Source organism: Ensifer sp. Root1252, assembly GCF_001425885.1.
Classification (GTDB): Bacteria; Pseudomonadota; Alphaproteobacteria; order Rhizobiales; family Rhizobiaceae; genus Ensifer; species Ensifer canadensis.
In genome coordinates this window covers 271,234-288,809 of the sequence record NZ_LMDT01000045.1, presented here as the reverse complement: position 1 = coordinate 288,809, position 17,576 = coordinate 271,234, and the positions used below count along the sequence as shown (strand labels likewise).

At 62.9% G+C, this 17,576-nt stretch carries 18 protein-coding genes; 8 read left to right on the top strand and 10 right to left on the bottom strand.

Annotation, left to right across the window (positions count from 1 at the left end; translation table 11 throughout):
- Nucleotides 1–70 precede the first annotated feature (70 nt).
- Nucleotides 71–964: a LysR family transcriptional regulator gene (locus tag ASD02_RS31700; RefSeq protein ID WP_025424886.1), complete on the bottom strand. Its 894-nt coding sequence runs from the start codon at nucleotides 962–964 to the stop codon at nucleotides 71–73.
- A gap of 707 nt (nucleotides 965–1,671) precedes the next feature.
- Between ASD02_RS31700 and odc2 the strand changes: the two genes are divergently transcribed.
- Both odc2 and ASD02_RS31690 read left to right on the top strand, forming a co-directional pair.
- Entirely contained in the window at nucleotides 1,672–2,805 is a 1,134-nt protein-coding gene (gene odc2 / locus ASD02_RS31695; RefSeq protein WP_025424885.1) for an ornithine/lysine decarboxylase, read from the top strand.
- An 88-nt stretch (nucleotides 2,806–2,893) separates the two neighbouring features.
- The gene (locus ASD02_RS31690) at nucleotides 2,894–3,484 is read left to right on the top strand and encodes an N-acetyltransferase (protein ID WP_025424884.1); all 591 of its coding nucleotides are present in this window, start codon (nucleotides 2,894–2,896) and stop codon (nucleotides 3,482–3,484) included.
- Between the two features lie 96 nt (nucleotides 3,485–3,580).
- Here the strand turns inward: ASD02_RS31690 and ASD02_RS31685 are convergent, their stop codons facing one another.
- From ASD02_RS31685 to ASD02_RS31670, 4 genes are read right to left on the bottom strand one after another with little or no spacing between them, the layout of a single operon-like run.
- Nucleotides 3,581–3,988, bottom strand: a complete 408-nt coding sequence (locus tag ASD02_RS31685; protein ID WP_025424883.1) for a VOC family protein — start codon at nucleotides 3,986–3,988, stop codon at nucleotides 3,581–3,583.
- 29 nt (nucleotides 3,989–4,017) lie between these two features.
- The gene (locus ASD02_RS31680) at nucleotides 4,018–4,590 is read right to left on the bottom strand and encodes a hypothetical protein (protein ID WP_057221585.1); all 573 of its coding nucleotides are present in this window, start codon (nucleotides 4,588–4,590) and stop codon (nucleotides 4,018–4,020) included.
- A gap of 1 nt (nucleotide 4,591) precedes the next feature.
- Complete coding sequence (locus ASD02_RS31675) at nucleotides 4,592–5,221, bottom strand: LysE family translocator (protein ID WP_025424881.1); 630 nt, start codon at nucleotides 5,219–5,221, stop codon at nucleotides 4,592–4,594.
- A gap of 31 nt (nucleotides 5,222–5,252) precedes the next feature.
- Nucleotides 5,253–5,462 (bottom strand): hypothetical protein, encoded by a 210-nt coding sequence (locus tag ASD02_RS31670; RefSeq protein ID WP_038575712.1) that lies wholly within the window; start codon nucleotides 5,460–5,462, stop codon nucleotides 5,253–5,255.
- Between the two features lie 269 nt (nucleotides 5,463–5,731).
- Here ASD02_RS31670 and ASD02_RS31665 point away from each other — a divergent pair, with 269 nt between their 5' ends.
- The 3 genes from ASD02_RS31665 to ASD02_RS31655 all read left to right on the top strand — a co-directional run bounded on the left by ASD02_RS31665 (nucleotide 5,732) and on the right by ASD02_RS31655 (nucleotide 8,811).
- Complete coding sequence (locus tag ASD02_RS31665) at nucleotides 5,732–6,178, top strand: glyoxalase superfamily protein (RefSeq protein WP_082523599.1); 447 nt, start codon at nucleotides 5,732–5,734, stop codon at nucleotides 6,176–6,178.
- 315 nt (nucleotides 6,179–6,493) lie between these two features.
- Nucleotides 6,494–7,627: a multicopper oxidase domain-containing protein gene (locus ASD02_RS31660; RefSeq protein WP_025424878.1), complete on the top strand. Its 1,134-nt coding sequence runs from the start codon at nucleotides 6,494–6,496 to the stop codon at nucleotides 7,625–7,627.
- Nucleotides 7,624–8,811 carry a metal transporter gene (locus tag ASD02_RS31655; RefSeq protein WP_025424877.1) on the top strand — a complete coding sequence of 396 codons (1,188 nt, stop codon included), beginning with the start codon at nucleotides 7,624–7,626 and terminating at the stop codon, nucleotides 8,809–8,811. Before ASD02_RS31660 ends, ASD02_RS31655 begins: the two co-directional genes overlap by 4 nt.
- A gap of 224 nt (nucleotides 8,812–9,035) precedes the next feature.
- Here ASD02_RS31655 and ASD02_RS31650 read toward each other — a convergent pair whose 3' ends face one another.
- Nucleotides 9,036–10,025: a WD40 repeat domain-containing protein gene (locus ASD02_RS31650; RefSeq protein ID WP_025424876.1), complete on the bottom strand. Its 990-nt coding sequence runs from the start codon at nucleotides 10,023–10,025 to the stop codon at nucleotides 9,036–9,038.
- A 110-nt stretch (nucleotides 10,026–10,135) separates the two neighbouring features.
- Nucleotides 10,136–11,230 carry a GTP-binding protein gene (locus ASD02_RS31645; protein WP_025424875.1) on the bottom strand — a complete coding sequence of 365 codons (1,095 nt, stop codon included), beginning with the start codon at nucleotides 11,228–11,230 and terminating at the stop codon, nucleotides 10,136–10,138.
- 198 nt (nucleotides 11,231–11,428) lie between these two features.
- On the opposite strand from ASD02_RS31645, the gene ASD02_RS31640 reads away from it, so the two are divergent.
- Nucleotides 11,429–12,520: a glycosyltransferase family 1 protein gene (locus ASD02_RS31640; RefSeq protein WP_025424874.1), complete on the top strand. Its 1,092-nt coding sequence runs from the start codon at nucleotides 11,429–11,431 to the stop codon at nucleotides 12,518–12,520.
- 31 nt (nucleotides 12,521–12,551) lie between these two features.
- Here ASD02_RS31640 and ASD02_RS31635 read toward each other — a convergent pair whose 3' ends face one another.
- From ASD02_RS31635 to ASD02_RS31625, 3 genes are all read right to left on the bottom strand, one after another.
- The gene (locus ASD02_RS31635) at nucleotides 12,552–13,430 is read right to left on the bottom strand and encodes a glycosyltransferase (protein WP_057221584.1); all 879 of its coding nucleotides are present in this window, start codon (nucleotides 13,428–13,430) and stop codon (nucleotides 12,552–12,554) included.
- A gap of 88 nt (nucleotides 13,431–13,518) precedes the next feature.
- The gene (locus tag ASD02_RS31630; protein ID WP_057207580.1) at nucleotides 13,519–14,916 is read right to left on the bottom strand and encodes a hypothetical protein; all 1,398 of its coding nucleotides are present in this window, start codon (nucleotides 14,914–14,916) and stop codon (nucleotides 13,519–13,521) included.
- A gap of 100 nt (nucleotides 14,917–15,016) precedes the next feature.
- Nucleotides 15,017–15,808 carry a creatininase family protein gene (locus ASD02_RS31625; RefSeq protein WP_025424871.1) on the bottom strand — a complete coding sequence of 264 codons (792 nt, stop codon included), beginning with the start codon at nucleotides 15,806–15,808 and terminating at the stop codon, nucleotides 15,017–15,019.
- A 113-nt stretch (nucleotides 15,809–15,921) separates the two neighbouring features.
- On the opposite strand from ASD02_RS31625, the gene ASD02_RS31620 reads away from it, so the two are divergent.
- Nucleotides 15,922–16,419, top strand: a complete 498-nt coding sequence (locus ASD02_RS31620) for a MarR family transcriptional regulator (RefSeq protein WP_025424870.1) — start codon at nucleotides 15,922–15,924, stop codon at nucleotides 16,417–16,419.
- A gap of 93 nt (nucleotides 16,420–16,512) precedes the next feature.
- Complete coding sequence (locus ASD02_RS31615) at nucleotides 16,513–17,535, top strand: LacI family DNA-binding transcriptional regulator (protein WP_025424869.1); 1,023 nt, start codon at nucleotides 16,513–16,515, stop codon at nucleotides 17,533–17,535.
- Nucleotides 17,536–17,576 lie beyond the last annotated feature (41 nt).

Sequence of the window (17,576 nt, the reverse complement as noted above, 5' to 3'; positions counted from 1 at the left end):
GGGCGCAGCAGTGCCTTCGAATCGTTCCCGCAATGTACTGGAAATGGGACGGATTTGGGACCTTGCCGCGTCAATGCGGCTTGCGGAACCAGGCGTGCAGGTAGTCGACGAGGGTGCGCACTTTGGCCGGCAGGTAGCGGCGGTGCGGATAGATCGCATAGATGCCGCGGTCCCTGGGCAGGAAATCGTCAAAGAGCGTGACGAGTTCGCCGGTGGCAACCTTGGGCCGTGCGATGAAATCGGGAACCAGCGCCACACCGATGCCGGAGACGGCAGCGCGCACCGAGGCAAGCGGACTGTTGACCTCGATCGGGCCACTGACGGGAACGGTGAAGGAGGAACCGTCAGGCTCGATGAAGCGCCAGTTGGAATAGGACTTTCCATTGGTGTCGAGAATGCAGGGGATCTTCGAAAGGTCGGTCGGATGTGCGATCGGCCCGACCTTCTCCACGAAGTCCGGAGCGGCACAGATCAGGACCTGGAAGTCGTCGAGCTTGCGCGCGATCAGCGTCGAATCCTCAAGTCGGGTGATACGGATGGCGACATCGAAGCCCTCTTCGACGAGGTCGACGAAGCGGTCGTCCGAAACGATCTCCAGCGACAGTTCCGGATGCTGCTTGCCGAAATCGACCAGCGACTGGCCGATCTCGGCGTCGACGAAAGTGCGGGGCGCGGTGATGCGCAGCCGGCCCTTGAGGTCGGAATTGTTGGCGCGCACGAGATCGGCGAGATTGTCGATTTCCTTCAGGATTTCCGACGCGGTGCGATAATAGGTGTGGCCGGCTTCCGTCATCGAGAATTGACGTGTCGTGCGGTTAAGCAGAAGCGCGCCGAGTTCGTCCTCAAGCTCGCGCACATATTTCGACAAGAGCGCCTTCGACCTGCCGACGCGGCGGGCGGCGGCCGAAAACCCTTCGGCGTCCACGACATCGATGAAGGCGCGGATGCGGGTGAGCGTGTCCATGGCCGGTGTTTCCTTCGTCTTTCCTGGTCGCGGGAGCCTTGATTCGCCGCGAATGCTTCTTTCACGTTTCTCTGTTCGGCGGCTGTCTTTGTGGCCGGTTCGGTCCGCTCTTCGAATTTTGACGACCGGATAGGCGAGGTCTTAAAATAAATCCAGTTCTTTCAAGCATTTGTGGCGGTCACTGCGTCGCTGTCGATTGTTCAGTAAACGTGAACACTGACAGTGTTGCCGGTCTCGAAAAAAATTCAACAGCGGCCGCGAAAAAACTCTTGATTACGACAAGGTTTTTTCTTACCTACGCCCTTGCCCAAAGTCGCACGTGCCTGTGGGTGTCCGCCGACCCTCGATTAGGTGAGGGTATCGGTAAGGTACCTGGAACTAACCCCTCCAGTCGCTATTCCGGCCAACCGGGAAATGCGAGGACATCTTGAAGCAACGACGGTGCGGGCCTTTCTGGTGTCTGCCGGCTCTCCAACAGCCGGGGTTACTGAAGAGGCACACCTTCATTGCCGGAAGTGCGGTTGGGTTATCCCCTCCAATCCATGGCAGACAAAGCCGAATTGAAGCCTAGGCGGGCTTTGATTCACCGTTCGCGCATCGAGCGCATGCTTGGTTCCGGGGTCTCCACCGGCTGGTTCCAGAGCATTCGCGCGTATGCCCTTTGTCCTCCGCGAAAGCGGAGCATTTTGGATCAGGGGAATAAGGCCATGACCACGGCACGCATCATCGACTTCATCAACACCCGACGACCCGACGGCCCTTGCCTCGTTGTCGACCTCGACGTCGTGCGCAACAATTTCAAGGCCTTCCGCCACGCGATGCCGGACAGCTCGATCTATTACGCCGTCAAGGCAAACCCGGCGCCGGAAATCCTGCGCCTGCTCGCCGGCATGGGCTCCTCCTTCGATTGCGCGTCCGTCGCTGAAATCGAAATGGCGCTCGACGCCGGTGCGACCGCCCAGCGCATTTCCTATGGCAACACCATCAAGAAGGAGCGCGACATTGCCCGCGCGCACGCTCTCGGTGTGTCGCTCTTTGCCGTCGACAGCCATGAGGAAGTCGAGAAGGTTGCACGTGCCGCCCCTGGTGCCCGCGTGTTCTGCCGCGTCCTGACCGATGGCGAAGGCGCCGAATGGCCGCTGTCGCGCAAGTTCGGCTGCGTCCCGCAGATGGCTGTCGACGTGCTCGTCTACGCCCATCAGCATGGCCTCGTTTCCTACGGCGTCTCGTTCCATGTCGGTTCGCAGATGACGAAGCTCGACGCCTGGGATTCGGCTCTTGCCGATGCCAAGCGCGTCTTTGTGCAGCTGGCCAAGCAGGGCATCGAGCTCAAGATGGTCAACATGGGCGGTGGCTTCCCGACGAAGTACCTCAAGGACGTGCCGACCGCTGAAGCCTACGGCCAGGCGATCTTCGGCGCGCTGAAGAAGCACTTCGGCAACCACATCCCGGAAACGATCATCGAGCCGGGTCGCGGCATGGTCGGCAACGCCGGCGTGATCAAGGCGGAAGTCGTTCTCGTTTCGAAGAAGTCTGATAACGACAGCCACCGCTGGGTGTTCCTCGACATCGGCAAGTTCGGCGGTCTCGCCGAAACCATGGACGAGGCGATCCGCTACCCGATCCGCACGGCCCGTGACGGCGACGAAATGGAGCCCTGCGTGCTTGCCGGCCCGACCTGCGATTCGGCCGACGTGCTGTACGAGAAGAACATGTATCCGCTGCCGATCACGCTCTCGATCGGCGACGAGGTTCTGATCGAAGGCACCGGCGCCTACACCACGACCTACTCGGCCGTCGCCTTCAACGGCTTCGAGCCCTTGAAGTCCTACGTGATCTGATCCGGTTTGCTCCCGTCCTCGGGCGGGAGCGCCATTTCACAATTTCCTTAGATGCCGCCTGAAGCGGTTTTGATGACGGGAGGCCCGGATGGCCGCTGTTGTTGATGCCCTGCGCGCGTTTTTCGCGCCGTCCACATTCGTTATCGATAACGAAAACCCGGGTGACGTCGTTGCCCGCGAAAACCTGCTCGATCGGGCGATGGGGCCGGAGCGGCGTCGCAAGTCGTCGGAAAAGCTGCGCAGCGGCCGCGTGCCTGCCGAAGGCCTCGCCTTCGTCGCCCGCGATCTCGATGGTCACGTGATCGGCACCGTTCGCCTGTGGAATGTCGAGGCCGGCGTCAGCCGCGAAGGCCACAGCATTCCAGCCCTGCTGCTCGGTCCGCTGGCAGTCGATCCCGCCCATGAAGGCAAGGGCATCGGCGGCATGCTGATGCGTGCAGCGATCGAAGAGGCCAAGAACCGCGGTCACGGCGCGATCCTGCTGGTCGGGGATGCCGCCTATTACGAGCGTTTCGGCTTCTTCGCCGCGCGCACGCAGCATTTGGTCATGCCCGGTCCGTTCGAGCGCAACCGTTTCCTGGCGCTTGAGCTTCGGGATGCCTGGCTCGAGGGCGCTGCCGGCCTCATCGTCGCCAATGGCCGCAAGTTGGCGCTGCCGCCGGTCAGGCGCGCGGCCTGATCTCTTTCCGTCTCCAACCCTGCGGGGGCGGATTTTTCGCTGCTCCCCCATCCGCCTCATGCGAGGGGTGGGGGAGCAGGTCATAAAAACCCGAGATCACGCCTCCGTGGCAGACGGTCGCGCGTCGTAGCAGACGAAGGCAAGCTTGTTGCCATCGGGATCGCGCACATAGGCGGCGTAGAAGCCGTCTCCGTATTGCGGGCGAAAGCCCGGTTCGCCCTCGACACTGCCGCCCTGTTCCATCGCCGTTGCAAACAGCCGGTCGATGATCGCAGCGCTTGGCACGAGGAACGCGGTCATGGCGCCATTGCCGATGCCGGCGGGATTTCCGTCGAAGGGATAGCCGGTGAAGAAACGCGGCGCGCGGTCATCATCCTTGCGTCCCCAGGACGCCACCTGCTCGTCGCACCAGCAGCGCTCCTGACCGATCAACGCCATCAGCGGATCGTAGAACCGTTCGGCGCGTTTGAGATCGGTCGTTCCGACCATCGTATATCCGATCATGTCTTCTCCCTTGTCTTGGCTGGCATCGCTCATACCTGGCTAAGGAAGGACCGTCCGCGCGGCGACAGCCGATAGCCGACCGTCAGGCTTTCCGTCAGCCCTAGTTCCTTCAGTTTGCGGATGCGTGGCTTGAGCTTGAGTTTATCCATGCCGACCTGTTCAGCGATCTCGGCGGCGGTAATCCCGTCGCGCGAAGCAATCAGGCGGAGTGTCGCTTCGGCCCAGATCTGACCGGCGGCCTCGTCAAAGCGGACGAGCCTGGCGGCAATCTTGGCCCAGTCGGATTTCGCAAGCGTCGCGTCATCGCGCAAGGACAGACGCGGATCGTCGCCCGCGCGGTGGAAGGCGATGCGGTAAAGCGTGCCATCGGGCCTGCCGTCGAGTTCGGCGAGCAATGCCTCACGCGTCGGGAACCCGGCGCGACGTGCGTCCTCTATGCTGATGTCTTCGGCCTCGGTGGTCTCGATCGCGTCGATCGACAATATGCCGGCCGCTGTGCGCAGGCTGCCGCCGGCCTTGACTGTTGGCCTGGTCCAGCGCCGAAAGGCCAGTGTCACGTCGCCCTTGGCGATCTGGTAGAGAATGGCCTTGCGGAACAGCATGTCAGTTTGTGGCGCGGCGATAGAAAGCGAGGGAACCGGCAAGGGCAAGCAGGGCGCCGCCACAGATACGCTCGAGCCAGACGGCCCCGGAATGCTTGAGAAAACGAGCCGCCTGGGAGCCGAGTAGCGCGTAACCGAGCATCACGGCAAAATCGACAGCGGCGAAGACCAAGGCAAGTACTGCGTATTGCGGCGCCTGCGGCAAGGCGAGGTCAATGAACTGCGGCAGGAAGGCCGAGAAGAAGAGATAACCCTTCGGGTTGGTGACGGCGACCAGAAAGCTCTTCAGAAAAATCGCAGGCGTCGCGACGTCGGCGGCGCCTTTGTCGATGGCGACATCGAGCGTTCCCTTCGACCGCAACAGCATGACGCCGAGAAAGGCGAGATAGGCGGCGCCGAGCCATTTGACGACCGTAAACCAGAATTCCGAGGCAGCGAGTAGCGCGCCGAGACCCAGCGCCACCGCGCCGATCAGCACGAAATCCGAGAGAACGGCGCCGATCATGCCCACAAGCGCACGCTTGATGCCGTAGCGCGAACCGTTGGTCAGCGCCAACAGCACGGTCGGGCCCGGCGTGGCGATACCGATGAAAGCGACAAAGGCGAATGCGAGGATGGTTGTACCGCCCATGGGACACTCCGGTGTGCAGGGCGAATCTGTCTCACACCTTTGGCGTCGGAGCAACCGCCAGAATGCGTTCAGAAAGATCCACCGAGCGCGCGACGACGAGATCGACGCGATGGTCCTTCTCGGGATCGGTCTCGCGCTGGAGGGAGTGGGGGTAATCGACTTCGAGTTGAGGCTTCCTCTCCGGCCCGAGCAGCAGCGATGCCGTCAGCGCCTGCGTTTTGCGCGGTAGAGATAGGCGCAATAGGTGCTGCGTCTCGTCTTGAGACGATGAGCTGATGACCCCCAGACATGTTATCCGCTCTTTTTCTTCGTCGGCAAGGCAAAACGCCGGATTTGACAGTTCAGGTCGCTGGCCCTAATGGACGCGGAGGGCAAGGGCCCCTGCCGTCCGCGAGCGTCATGCTTTGGTGAAGCCCTTCTTTCAGACACGGTCAGCCGAAACGGCATGCGAACCGGTGGCAATGCGGGCTCCCATCTCTGATAATGCATGCCGCAGCAGGAGACCCTGTCATGATGCGCGGATCAAACACGCTACCATCGCTCGATGCCCTCAAGGACCAGGCGAAACGCCTGCGATCGCGGCTATCCTGCGAAGGCGAGAATATCAACCACTCCCGTTCCCTCGAACTGGTCGCCGCCCAATATGGCTACCGCGATTGGAACACGCTTCACGCTGCCGCCGGCAATCGGCCGCCGTTCAATCCCTGGATGCTCGGCTCGCGGGTGAAGGGCCTTTATCTCGGTCAGCCCTTCGAAGGCGAAATCCTTTCAGTGCAGGCGCTGACGGCCCAGCCGGGGCGCTACCGGTTGACGATGAAATTCGACGAGCCGGTCGATGTCGTTACCTTCGAGAGTTTCTCCGCGTTTCGCCAGCGGGTGACCGCGACGGTCGACGAGACCGGGCGCACGATCGAGAAGACGTCCAACGGCCGCCCACAGTTGGAGCTGGAATGGTGAGCGGCCCTTGCTGCTGCCGTGCGATCATCACGGTTGCGACTTGCCGGCTGTTGGCTTTTCAGCAGACTTCCCCGAAGCCAAGTGCTTCGGGGACTTAATCACCGTAGCTTTTCGCGCGACGATACCCCACTGATGCACCAATCCGTTCATCGCATCCGTTGGCATCATCATTAGTTGCGAATGAGTTGCATTTGCATTATCAATGTAGTTGCGAACGGTTCGCAATAAGGCGAGCCGATCAAATCGGGCCTTGTGGCATCGCCTCTGCAATCCGGAGCGGACACGTGGAGCCGTATCGGGCGAGGGGCGACTTCTATGGACAATTCGGTGAGGCAAGATCTGCTGAAACGGCGCAGCCTGCTGATGGGTGGGCTGGCGGCCGCCGGCGGCACCGCGATCTGCGCCGGCGCGGCGCCGGCGCAGATCGCGTCCCACGGTGGCGGCCACCAGATGGCCGCGCGGGCGTCCGAAGGCATGGCGGCACCGATGCCGGCGATGGGGCACGGCGCCATGATGACGGTCGGCGACGTCGATAACACCGCCAACGGTTTCGATCCGACCGACATGCTGACCGACTGGGACACCGGCACCGTCTCGGTACTGCCGGATGGGCGAACGCTCCGGACCTTCGAGATGGCTGCCGAGGATCGCGACATCGAAATCGCGCCGGGCATCACCTTTCCGGCCTGGACCTATAACGGCCGCGTGCCTGGCCCGGCGCTTCGGGCCAAGGAGGGCGAGCGCCTGCGCATCGTCTTTCGCAACTACGCCTCACACCCGCATTCGATCCACTTTCACGGCATTCACGCGGCGCGGATGGATGGCGTACCGGGGGCCGGCATGGTCGATCCCGGCGATGAGTTCGTCTATGAATTCGACGCCAAGCCTTTCGGCTGCCATCTCTATCATTGCCATGCGATGCCGCTGCGTCGGCATATCCACAAGGGCATGTACGGCGCCTTCGTCATCGACCCGGACCCGGAGCGCCATCCGGATCAGATCGACGTCGCCCGCTCGCGGCTCATCGGCACGCCGGAGAACGCCGGCTGGCAGGAACTGGTGATGGTGATGAACGCCTTCGACACCAACTTCGATGCCGAAAACGAATTTTACGCGGTCAACACCGTCGCCCATGCCTTCATGAAGCGGCCCATCCGGATCGTGAAAAGCAAGCCGGTGCGCATCTACCTCATCAATGTCATCGAGTTCGATCCGATCAATTCGTTCCATCTGCACGCGAACTTCTTCGATTATTACGACCAGGGAACGACGTTGACGCCGACGCTTAGAACTGTCGACCTCATCACCCAGTGCCAGGCACAGCGCGGCATTCTGGAGTTCACCTTCGCCGAGCATGAACCCGGCCTCTACATGTTCCATCCGCACCAGACCGAGTTTACCGAACTGGGTTGGGTCGGCATGTTCGACGTCGTGGAGGCGCTGGCATGAACGAAACCCTGCCGAGGGCCGCTATCCGTGCGGCGAAAACCAATCTGGTTTGGCTGGCGCTGCCGCTCATCGCGTTGGCCATCGCCGTCGCCTGGATCCTGTCGGCCGATCCGCTGTCGGGCTTTCGCAACGGCGCGCCGCCGGTGGAAAACCTGACCTTCGAACGAACCGTGCTCGACGACAGCGGCCTTCGCCTCTTGGTTCGCGCCGGTGGATCGGAGCCGATGACGGTGGCGCAGGTTCAGGTGGATGACGCCTACTGGCAATTCACCCAGGATCCGCCTGGTCCGATCGCGCGGGGCAAGGCGGCATGGCTGAGCCTGCCCTTCCCATGGATGCTGGGCGAGGCGCATGCGCTGAAGGTGGTGACCAACACTGGCGCCACCTTCGCCCACGACATTGCCGTTGCCGTGCCGACGCCGCAGGCGACGGCAGGTCAATTGCGACTGCAGGCGCTGGTTGGCATCATCGTCGGCATCGTGCCGGTCGCCGTCGGCCTGATGTTCTACCCGCTGCTGCGTGGCGTCGGCCAGGCGGGCATGGCGTTTCTATTGTCGCTGACGATCGGCCTGCTCGCCTTCCTGCTGATCGATGCAAGTGCGGAAGCCCTGGAACTGGCGTCGCAGGCCGCGGCAATTTTCCAGGGGCCGGTCATGGTGGTGCTTGCGGGGCTTGGCAGCTTCCTGTTGCTGATGGCGATCGGCCGGCGCGGCGGCGTGCCGACCGGGCTGGCGCTTTCCACCTATATCGCGCTTGGCATCGGGCTGCACAATCTCGGCGAGGGGCTGGCGATCGGTGCTGCCTTTGCCGCAGGATCGGCCGGGCTCGGTACCTTCCTGGTGCTCGGCTTCGCCCTGCACAATGTGACCGAAGGCATCGGCATCGCCGCGCCGATCCTGAAACAGCGGCCCTCGCTATGGGTCTTTGTCGGCCTGACGCTGCTTGCCGGCGGGCCGGCGGTGATCGGCATGTGGCTCGGCAGCCTGGCAACGTCGGCGCAATGGTCGGCGCTGGCGCTGGCGATCGGGGCCGGCGCGATCCTGCAGGTGATCGTCGAGGTCAGCGCTTACCTGATGCGCCAGAGCGGAAAGCGGATCGAGGTCCTCCTGACGCCGCCCGTCATGAGCGGGCTCGTTGCCGGCGTCGCCTTCATGTACGTGACCGCGGCAGTGGTGAAAATCTGATTGTTTGTGGATCGCTGTCATGAGCGATTTGGCAGCCCCTCATCCCGCTGCCGCGACCTTCTCCCCGCAGGCGGGGAGAAGGGACTCGTGGCGCGGTTTCGTCCGGCCAGATATTTCGGCATTCTTTGACAGAGCGTATGCCACGTCCCCTCGCCCCGCTTGCGGGGAGAGGGTTAGGGTGAGGGGCAACTGCGCTAACGCCGTCGAAGAGCGTCGAGCGAATGTTATCCGGCGATATCGACGATGCCGCAGTCGCCCTCGGCCGAGCCGAAAACGAGCTGGCGCCCGTCCTTGCTCCAGGCCATGGCGGTGACCGCACCCTTGCCGGGACGGCGCAACAGCACTTCCTTGCTGTCGGCGAAACGGGCGGCGAGGATCATGCCGTCCTGATAGCCGATGGCGACGATGTCTTCGGCCGGATGACAGGCGACGGAAGTCACCATGATGTCGGCGCGGGTGCCGAGTTCCAGCGGCGCCTTGCCCATCGGTCCGTCTTTGCCCTGGAAGGGCCAGACGATGGCGGCCGGCGCGCCCGAAGATGCGAGCCACTTGCCCTTCGCGGACCAGGAGAGCGACTTCACCTTGGCCGGGTAGCCGGTCATGCGCATGTGGCGTGCCTCGCCGCCGGGCTTTGCGTCGAGCTTCCAGCCGTGCAGGGCATTTTCCTGCATCGTGGTCACGAGGAAACGGCCGTCGGGCGAGAAGGTGACGCCGGTATGGGCGCCCTTCCAGTCGAGATCAATCGGCTGGCCCGCGGTCGCGACCCAGTGCATCGACACGCCGTTGTAGCGGGCGGCGGCAACACGCAAGCCCTTCGGCGCAAAGGCGACGCCCTCGACCGTGCGCTCCTCGGCAAATTCTTTCGTCGTGCCGTCGGCCAGCCGCACATGGGTGGTCTTGCCATAGGCATAGCCGACGGCGCCCTGCGGGCCGGCTGCGACTTGGGCGATCCACTTGCGCGGCGCTTCGGCAACCAGCGTCGCGGTGCCGTCGGCAGCCGTGCGCATCACCTTGCCGTCCTCGCCGCCGGTCAGAAGCGTTTCGTTCGCCTCGTCGAGAACCAGAGACAGCAGGCCCTCGTGGACTTCCGTCGTCTTGTGGCCGTGGTCGAGGCGGTGGATGGCGCCGGTGGCTTCGGCGAAGAAAGGTATGCCCTTGAGAAAGGCCACGCCAACGACGTGGCCTTCGAGATCGAGCGGAGCGACTGTCGGCATCAGATTGTCATGGTCCCCTGGTTCGGCATGCTGTTGGAGCATGATGCCGAAAAGGACCGACGCCATGCTCTCCTTAATTTGATCTTAGAGCCGCATCGCGGCTTCCGGAATCAGGCTGAAGCTTCGCAGGCCTTGAACGTGCGCTCCAGCTTTTCGCGGTCGAGGTCGCGGCCGATGAAGACCAGGCGGCTTTCGCGCTTTTCGCCTTCCTTCCAGGCACGCTGATGGTCGCCCTCGATGATCATGTGCACGCCCTGCACGACATAACGCTCGGCGTCGCCGGCAAAGGCGATGATGCCCTTCAGGCGCAGGATGTTCGGGCCGTCCGTCTGGGTGATCTTCTGGATCCAGGGGAAGAAGCGATCAGCGTTCATCTCGCCGCCGCGCAGCGAGATCGATTGCACCGTCACATCATGGATCGGCGAGGGGGCGTGGTCATGGTGGTGATGGTCGTGATCATGATGGTGGTGATGATCATGGTCATGATGATCGTGGTGATCGTGGCCGCAATCCGGGCCGCAGGTGTGATCGTGCTCGTGATCGTCCTGGTCGAGGAAATGCGGGTCGTTTTCCAGCGCTCTCTCAAGGTTGAACGCGCCCTGGTCGAGAACCTTGGTGAGGTCGATCTCGGAGCGCTGCGTTCTGTAGATGCGGGCCGACGGATTTATGACGCGAACCGTCGCCTCGATCCGCTCCAGCTCTTCCGGGCTGACGAGGTCGGTCTTGTTGAGGAGCACGACGTCGGCAAAGGCGATCTGGTCTTCGGCCTCGCGGCTGTCCTTCAGCCGGAGCGGCAGGTGCTTGGCGTCTACCAGCGCGACGACGGCATCAAGCTCGGTCTTGGCGCGCACATCGTCGTCCATGAAGAAGGTCTGGGCGACCGGAACCGGATCGGCAAGACCGGTGGTTTCCACGATGATCGCATCGAAGCGACCGGGCCGGCGCATCAGGCCTTCCACCACGCGGATCAGGTCGCCGCGCACGGTGCAGCAGACGCAGCCGTTGTTCATCTCGTAGATTTCCTCGTCGGATTCGACGATCAGGTCGTTGTCGATGCCGATCTCGCCGAATTCGTTGACGATGACGGCGTATTTGCGCCCGTGGTTCTCGCTGAGGATGCGGTTCAACAGCGTCGTCTTGCCGGCGCCGAGATATCCGGTGAGCACGGTGACGGGAATCGGCTTCTGCGGGGATGTTTCGGTCATGGGAACCTCTGGGATCTCGGGATGCGGGGAGCGGGCATCCATGTCGCGTTTCATATAGGAGATGCGGCGGCGATGCGCAAATGGCGAAGCCGATTTTGGCCACGCCTTTGCCGCCTCCGGGACGGGCGAACCGGGCAGCGATAACGCTCCTTTCATCAAAATCAGGGAGAGTTCGCGTCCTACCGAAGGGGTGCATGCGTGAAGACGATTTCCATCAACGGCCGGTTCCTGACTCAGCCGCTCACCGGCGTGCAGCGCTTTGCCCGCGAGATCACCCGCGCGCTCGATGCCCGCATTGCCGCGGGCGACGTGCCGCCGGCGCTGAAGGATGTGCGCTGGCGGTTGCTGGCTCCAGCGTCCGCGCCGGATGATCTGCCACTGTCGGCGATATCGATCGAGCGTTTCGGCTCAGGCCCGGGCCATCTCTGGGAGCAGGGGCCGCTCTATTGGCGGACGCGGCGCGATACGCTGGTCGGCCTCGGGGGCAGCGGACCGGTGCTGCATTCCGACCAAGTGGTGGTGATCCACGACGTCACGCTCTTCCGTCATCCGGCTTCCTTCGGGCGCGGCTACCGGCTGTTCCACGGCGCGCTCGGCTACATCCTGACGCGTCGCGCGAAGATCGGCACCGTTTCCTATTTTTCGCGCGGTGAACTGGCGGATGTCTTTCGCGTTCCAGCATCGGGTATTGACGTGATCTACAACGCCACAGATCACTTTTCCGACCTTCAGCCGGACCGGGAGATCGTTGCGAAGCTGGGGCTTGCCGAGACCCCCTTCTTCCTTCTCGTCGGCACACTGAAGCCCAACAAGAACGTCGAGTTTGCGGTGCGTGCCTTCGAAGCCCTGGGTGCTACCGGCAGCAAGCTCGTGGTCGTCGGCGGTACGGATCCCAGCGTTTTTCGCGACATCGCCCCGACGTCGCGGGGGAACCTGATCTTTCCCGGGCGGCTGACGGACGCCGAGATCGCCGGGCTGCAGCGCCACGCCACCGCCTTCCTGTTCCCGAGCCTCTATGAAGGGTTCGGTATCCCGCCGCTCGAGGCGATGACACAAGGGTGCCCGGTGCTGGCCGCTGACATACCCCCGGTCAGGGAAGCCTGCGGCGAGGCGGCTCTCTATTTCGATCCGGCGAAGGCGGAAACCCTCGTCGAGGTTATGCGGAAGATATCCGCCGATGATGCGCTTCGGCGACAGCTGGGGCGTTCGGGGCATGAAAATGCAATGCGGTTCTCATGGAACGCAAGCGCGGTCATTCTGCTCAACCTGCTGGTCGCAGGGCAGGGCTGACTAGCTTGCTTATTCGGAACTGAACGCGCGATTAGAGTTCGAGTGTGCGCAGCGGATCTATCCTGCCGCGTAGGAGATCTACGAGGGCGATAAGGTTTCCCTTAAGGCGGCCCCGTCTGTCGACAAGCCCCTGAGATTTCAGACTGCCGACGATGTTTGCGGCGATGTTGGAGCTCAAAAGCTTCAATGCCCAGCCCAGACCGACCGTGCCTTTGCGGAAAAGGTAGAGCGGGTTTGCCACCTGTGAGTAACCGAAGCGCAAACCCGAAGTACGTCCCCGTTTGTTGCCGAGATGGACGCCGCGCAGGGTGGCGCTGCGCACAATGCGGCCGTGGCGGGCGAGGCGGCGGCAGAAGTCGACATCCTCCTGCCAGCCGTAAAGCGGCAGGTTTTCGTCGAAGCGGGTGGCGTCGGCTTCAATGGCCGACACGCGAAAAACCATATTGCAGCCATAGGCGTTGTAAACGGGTTCGAGGGTGGCCTGTCTGCCCGTTGCCCGATCGCGCGCAAGGATTTCCAACCCTTCCTTGACCGGGATGCCCGGGCCATGAATGCCATCGGCCAGCACCAGGCCGGTCGCCACGGCAATGTCGGCCCTCTTCTCGAAGAGGGTTTCGACTTCAGCCAGAAAATCGCACTGGGGCAGGAAATCATCGTCGAAAAACACGATGATATCGGCGGTCCCCGTGTGGTCGAGGATGGCGTTGCGCTGCGCACAGGAGCCCTTGCTGCCCGTGACCAGGGTGATCTCCGATGCGAGCGTGCTGACAAAGTCGAGATCGACGTCCTGCGGCGACGAGGGGCAGACGAGGATCGTGTCCGCCTGGCGATCCTGCCGGCTCAGGTGCAGCAGTGTTTCGGACAGCACTTCGCGGCGACCCGCCGTGGCTATTCCGACAATGATCTTCATGGTGTTCTTCGCCTCTCGGTTTGCCCAGATCTAAACCGAAAGAGGTTCAGTTTTCCTTATCGCGCCCGGTTCACTATCGCGCCCGAGATCACGCGGCGGTTGACGCGCGCATGCCGAGCCGCAGGCGATTGAGCGCCAAGAGGCAGCAGACCCCACCAATGACAATCCCGGCGGCAGTAGCGACGGTGGCGGACCGGTAAGACAGCACGAAGGCGACAATGGTGACTCCAAGGCCGGCAGCGGCGAGGAGAACCGGCGACCAGGTGAAGTCGAAGGGCAAGGTCGCCATCAGGCGCAGGCCGATCAAGGATGCGAATATGGCGCCGAGCGCGCCGCCTGCCATCAGTGTGGCGGCGCTTGGCGCCAAAAGGAACGCGCTGGCAAGCGCGAAGAGATTGAGAAGCGCGCAGTCGATGGCCGCGAGCGCGAAGATCGCGGTCAGGCGCTGCTTCAAGTGCAGCGGTGTCGGCAGCATGATCTGGGTCAGAACGCGCGCGAGCGAAAGGATAATGACGAACGGGGCCGTCGCGAGGAAGCCGGCCTGCAGGTCAGGGCTGATGACCAGCCATGTCGCCGGCACCAGAACGGCGAAGATGCCTGCCGCCATCATCAGCGCGAAGCTGGTGAGCAGCGCGTAGTATTGTCCGAGCTCACGGCGAAGCGCCAGGGTATCGCCGCCCTTGTCGTGAGCAGCGACGATTTCGGGATACTGGATCGCCTGGAGGGCGGAGACGATCAGCACGAACGGGCGCTGCAGCAGATCGAGCGCCAGCAGCGCACCGGCAGCGCCGCCGGGGCCGAGGACCGAGGTGAATATCGCCTTCAGCGCAAGCGGTGCAAACATCGAGGCGCTGGCGGCACCCGCCGAAACGCTGCCATAGACGAGGTGCTTTCGCACGCGCGCCATGTCGAGCGAGGCGGAAGGCCGCGGGCCTGATCTGCGCGAAAGTAGGGTTGCGAGCAGAGCGTAGAGAGCATAACCGCCAAGCAGGCCGGTGACCGTCGACAGGAAGGTTGGCGATACGAGCGCGCCGATCAACGTTCCCGCCGCCAGGATGGTGGCGCGAGATCCCTGGAGTACCGAGAAGGCGCGAAAATCCTGGCGGAAGCGCAGCATGGTCAGGTGCAGGTCGCTGCCGCCTTGCGCAACGGCAACGAGGCCGCCGACCAGCGCCACCAGCGGCGAGACGCCGAAGGCGAGCGACGCGGCCGCAGCGACAAGGCAGAAAAGCGCGCAGGCCGCTGCCTCCGCAACGATCGTTCGCCGCTCCGCCGCTTCGATTTCCGCCGTCTGGCCGGGATAGAAGCGCATGCAGGAGAAACGCACCCATTCGAAAGCGGCGATCGCGCCGAATTGGCTGAGCGAGATGAACAGCGAATAGGCGGCATAGTCGACTGGGGCCAGCCAGTGGGCGACGACGATCAGCAGGCCGAAGGCGATCAGGGCCTGGTAGAAATAGGCGCCGAGCGCGATGATCTTCGCCATGGGGTTCCGGCCTAGCGCCGCCTGTCGTCGTTTGCTGCTGTCCATGCTGATAGCGCAAAAGCACAAACAAAGTGTTTTGTCGGCGCGCCCTGCCGGTCCTTCAGGCGAATTCGGTCATGTCGAAGTCGGCGACATCGGTCAAAAGCTCGATCACGCCCGTAACCGCGTGGGCCAGCAACTGTTCGCCGCGCGCCGCGGTTGCCACCGAGGCATTGCCGGCAACACCGTCACGGTTGAGGTCGGACATCTTCCAGCCGAAGGCATGCGGGCCATAGGCGCGCAAATGCCGGAAGCGTCCGGCGTAGTCGCTCTGGCGCGAGGGGAAGGCGCGGGCTTTCGCCATCTCGACCTTTTCGGGATGGAGCGCCAGCATCACCGACGTCTCGATCTCGCCGCCGTGAATGTCGATCGCCTTGTCTTCGGGCGCGATCCAGCCATCTGGCTGGCCGAAACGGGTCCAGCTGGTCGCCACCGCCAGCATGCCGAAACGCACTCGCGCCTCAGTCGCAACGATCGTCATCAGCGGCGAATTGCCGCCATGGGCGTTCAGCATCACGAATTTGCTGAGGCCGAGACCGTGCAGGTTTTCGGCGATCCCAAGCCAGCGACGCACGGCTTCGTCGTAGCCGAGCGACCGGCTGCCGGCCACATCCATATGCTCGATCGAATAGCCGACGGGTTCGGTCGGCAGGAAAGTAACGGGCAAGTTCGCGGGCAGGGCGGCGATGCAGCGTTCGACAATACCCTCGGCAATCAGCGTGTCCGTATCGAAGGGCAGATGCGGTCCATGCTGCTCATGGGCGCCGAGCGGCAGCACGGCGATCCAGTCGCGGCGGGCCTGTTGCGGAAGATCGGTCGGATTGTCCTGCCATCGGGCTTGGGGCATCGACATCTCTCTTCGATCCTTCACGTCAATTGTCGTAAAAATGTTATTTGAGTCATACAGTTCGTAATCGCAAGCTGTATTGCTATAAATGTCTGAGGCGGGATTCGGCAGGAGGTCCAATGGGCAAGAAGAACAAGGCCGAAAAGAAGGGCAAGAACGGCAAGAAGAAGGACGATCTTCTCGCCGAACCGCACGATCTTGCCTCGATCCTTGTCCAGGCGGCGCGTTCGATGCGCACGGTGATGTCGCGCAATCTGCTCGAAAGCGGTCTCTATGCCGGCCAGGACGGTGTGATGCTGGCGCTTGCCGAAATGGACGGGCTGACGGCGGGCGGGCTTGCCGCCAAGCTCGGCGTCAAGGCGCCGACGATGACGCGCACGATCGGTCGCATGGAAGCGCAAGGTTTCCTCGAGCGGCGCCCTGATGATGACGATGCGCGGCTGACCAAGGTCTATCTCACCGAACCGGGGCGCAACCGGCTGCAGACGATCGCCGAGGCCGGCCAGCATTCGGAAAACCTTGCGACGCGCGGACTGACCGACAAGCAGGTGCGCACGCTGATGAAGCTTTTGCGGGCTGTCGACAGCAACCTGCAGGCGGCACGCGCAGCCGACTGAGCCTTGTTTCGCGGCATATTGCGGCGGCGATTTAAACAGTTTAAATAGGATTTAAATTTGAGGGTAGGCAACTAGGCTTAAACAGGGGGCATCGTGGCGCAAAAAGTCAAGCTTTCGACGATCGCGGAAACACTCGGTCTTTCGACGGCAACAGTATCCCTGGCATTGCGTGACAGCCCATTGGTGGCGACCCTCACACGCGATAAGATCAAGGAGCAGGCCCGCGCACTCGGTTATATCTATAACCGCCGCGCTGCCAGCCTCAGAACCTCCCGGTCCGGCATCATCGGCGTCGTCGTGCACGACATCATGAACCCGTTCTACGGGGAAATCCTGAAGGCGATCGAAGCGGAGCTCGACCGCGACAAGCAGACCTTCATCCTCTCCAACCATTACGATTCGGTCGACAAGCAGCGCGATTTTATCGAAACGCTGCTGCAGCTCGGCGGCGACGGCGTCATCATGTCGCCGGCGATCGGCACGCCGCCGGAAGATATCCAGCTTGCCGAGGACAACGGCATGCCGGCGATCCTGATCGCCCGTTCGATTGAGGGGCTCGACGTGCCGATCTTCCGCGGCGACGACGCCTATGGCATCTCGCTGGCGACCAACCATCTGATCGGCCTTGGCCATCGCTGCATCGCCATGGTCGGCGGCACCGACCAGACCTCGACCGGTCGCGACCGCTATCAGGGTTATGTCAACGCGCTGCGCAAGGCCAACATCGAGGTCGATCCGGAATTGCGCATTCCCGGCCCGCGCTCCAAGCAGGGCGGCTTCGAGGCGGCTGTGCATCTGCTGTCGCTGCCGCAGAAGCCGACCGCAGTCGTCTGCTGGAACGATCTGGTGGCGATCGGCATGATGAACGGCATCGCGCGTGCGGGCCTTGTTCCAGGCGTCGATATCTCCGTCACCGGCTATGACGACCTCGAGGAGGCCTCGATCGCGACACCGGCGCTGACCACCGTCTGGAACGGCCAGGCCGATGTCGGCCGCAGTGCGGCACGCGCACTTCTCGACAAGCTTTCCGGCAGCCACGAACCCGACGGCATCCACCTGATCAAGCCGGAAATGCGCATCCGCCAGTCGACAGGCCCGTTGCGCGTCACCGCCTGAAGAAATCCCTAATGCATGTCGCGCAAAAGTGTGCAGCGGTT